This is a genomic window from Achromobacter sp. Marseille-Q4962, from assembly GCF_943737005.1.
Taxonomy (GTDB): Bacteria; Pseudomonadota; Gammaproteobacteria; order Burkholderiales; family Burkholderiaceae_B; genus Achromobacter.
This window is the reverse complement of record NZ_CALSFU010000056.1, coordinates 1-2,500: the sequence shown is the minus strand read 5'-3', so window position 1 is coordinate 2,500 and position 2,500 is coordinate 1. Positions and strand designations below refer to the sequence as shown.

The following is a 2,500-nucleotide window of genomic DNA, read 5'->3' as shown; positions in this document are numbered from 1 at the left end:
GTGGATAGGGGTGAAAGGCTAAACAAATCTGGAAATAGCTGGTTCTCTCCGAAAACTATTTAGGTAGTGCCTCAAGTATTACTGCGGGGGGTAGAGCACTGTTATGGCTAGGGGGTCATGGCGACTTACCAAACCATGGCAAACTCCGAATACCCGCAAGTAGAGCTTGGGAGACAGAGCACCGGGTGCTAACGTCCGGACTCAAGAGGGAAACAACCCAGACCGCCAGCTAAGGTCCCGAATTATCGCTAAGTGGGAAACGAAGTGGGAAGGCATAGACAGTCAGGAGGTTGGCTTAGAAGCAGCCATCCTTTAAAGAAAGCGTAATAGCTCACTGATCGAGTCGTCCTGCGCGGAAGATGTAACGGGGCTAAGCGATAAACCGAAGCTGCGGGTGTGTACTTTGTACACGCGGTAGGAGAGCGTTCTGTAAGCCTGCGAAGGTGGCTTGTAAAGGCTGCTGGAGGTATCAGAAGTGCGAATGCTGACATGAGTAGCGATAAAGAGGGTGAAAAGCCCTCTCGCCGTAAGTCCAAGGTTTCCTGCGCAACGTTCATCGGCGCAGGGTGAGTCGGCCCCTAAGGCGAGGCAGAGATGCGTAGCTGATGGGAAGCTGGTTAATATTCCAGCACCGTCGTACAGTGCGATGGGGGGACGGATTGCGGAAGATCATCAGGGTGTTGGATGTCCCTGTTGCTGCATCGAAGATGGCGCTTAGGCAAATCCGGGCGCGTGAATCAAGGGTGTGGCGCGAGCGAGCATGAGCTTGCGAAGTGATTGGAAGTGGTTCCAAGAAAAGCCTCTAAGCTTCAGCTGTACGAGACCGTACCGCAAACCGACACAGGTGGACGGGATGAATATTCCAAGGCGCTTGAGAGAACTCAGGAGAAGGAACTCGGCAAATTGATACCGTAACTTCGGGAGAAGGTATACCCCGGTAGTGTGAGGCGCCTGCGCGCTGAGCATGATGGGGTCGCAGAGAATCGGTGGCTGCGACTGTTTATTAAAAACACAGCACTCTGCAAAGACGAAAGTCGACGTATAGGGTGTGACGCCTGCCCGGTGCCGGAAGGTTAAGTGATGGGGTGCAAGCTCTTGATCGAAGCCCCGGTAAACGGCGGCCGTAACTATAACGGTCCTAAGGTAGCGAAATTCCTTGTCGGGTAAGTTCCGACCTGCACGAATGGCGTAACGATGGCCACACTGTCTCCTCCTGAGACTCAGCGAAGTTGAAATGTTTGTGATGATGCAATCTCCCCGCGGCTAGACGGAAAGACCCCATGAACCTTTACTGTAGCTTTGCATTGGACTGTGAACCGGCCTGTGTAGGATAGGTGGGAGGCTTTGAAGCGTGGTCGCCAGATCACGTGGAGCCATCCTTGAAATACCACCCTGGTTTGTTTGCGGTTCTAACCTAGGCCCGTTATCCGGGTCGGGGACAGTGCATGGTGGGCAGTTTGACTGGGGCGGTCTCCTCCCAAAGTGTAACGGAGGAGTTCGAAGGTACGCTAGGTACGGTCGGAAATCGTGCTGATAGTGCAATGGCATAAGCGTGCTTGACTGTGAGACTGACAAGTCGAACAGGTGCGAAAGCAGGACATAGTGATCCGGTGGTTCTGAATGGAAGGGCCATCGCTCAACGGATAAAAGGTACTCTGGGGATAACAGGCTGATACCGCCCAAGAGTTCATATCGACGGCGGTGTTTGGCACCTCGATGTCGGCTCATCTCATCCTGGGGCTGTAGCCGGTCCCAAGGGTATGGCTGTTCGCCATTTAAAGAGGTACGTGAGCTGGGTTTAAAACGTCGTGAGACAGTTTGGTCCCTATCTGCCGTGGGCGTTGGATACTTGACGGAGCCTGCTCCTAGTACGAGAGGACCGGAGTGGACGTACCTCTGGTGTACCGGTTGTCATGCCAATGGCATTGCCGGGTAGCTAAGTACGGAAGAGATAACCGCTGAAGGCATCTAAGCGGGAAACTCGTCTGAAGATTAGGTATCCCGGGGACTTGATCCCCCTGAAGGGTCGTTCGAGACCAGGACGTTGATAGGTCGGGTGTGGAAGCGCAGTAATGCGTTAAGCTAACCGATACTAATTGCCCGTGCGGCTTGATCCTATAACCCTGATGGTTATGAGCGTTGCTGTGTAGCGCGCCGTTCAATGTGCCCGCCGCCTCGTCAGCGGCCAGCACCCTTGGCAAACACAACCCTTGCTGTCGCGTAGCCCGATCGCTGCGCGCAGCCTGTGCTTCTTCCCAGATTGGAGCGGTTGGCCCACAACCCCGGCCGCTCAACCCGTTACGCCTGACGACCATAGCAAGGTGGTACCACTCCTTCCCATCCCGAACAGGACAGTGAAACGCCTTCGCGCCGATGATAGTGGACGCACGTCTGTGAAAGTAGGTCATCGTCAGGCTTTTATCCCTCAAAACCCCGCAGCCCAACCGCTGCGGGGTTTTGTTTTTGCGCGCGCCGCCACCCCACACCCGGCCACCGACCC

General features: G+C 55.0%; 2 rRNA genes (1 of these 2 cut by a window edge). Both read left to right on the top strand.

The features are described from left to right. Positions 1–2,117 (top strand): 23S ribosomal RNA (locus tag NGJ44_RS22840); it begins 765 nt to the left of the window's first position. Positions 2,118–2,303: 186 nt separating this feature from the next. After that, positions 2,304–2,416, top strand: a 5S ribosomal RNA gene (gene rrf, locus NGJ44_RS22835). Positions 2,417–2,500 lie beyond the last annotated feature (84 nt).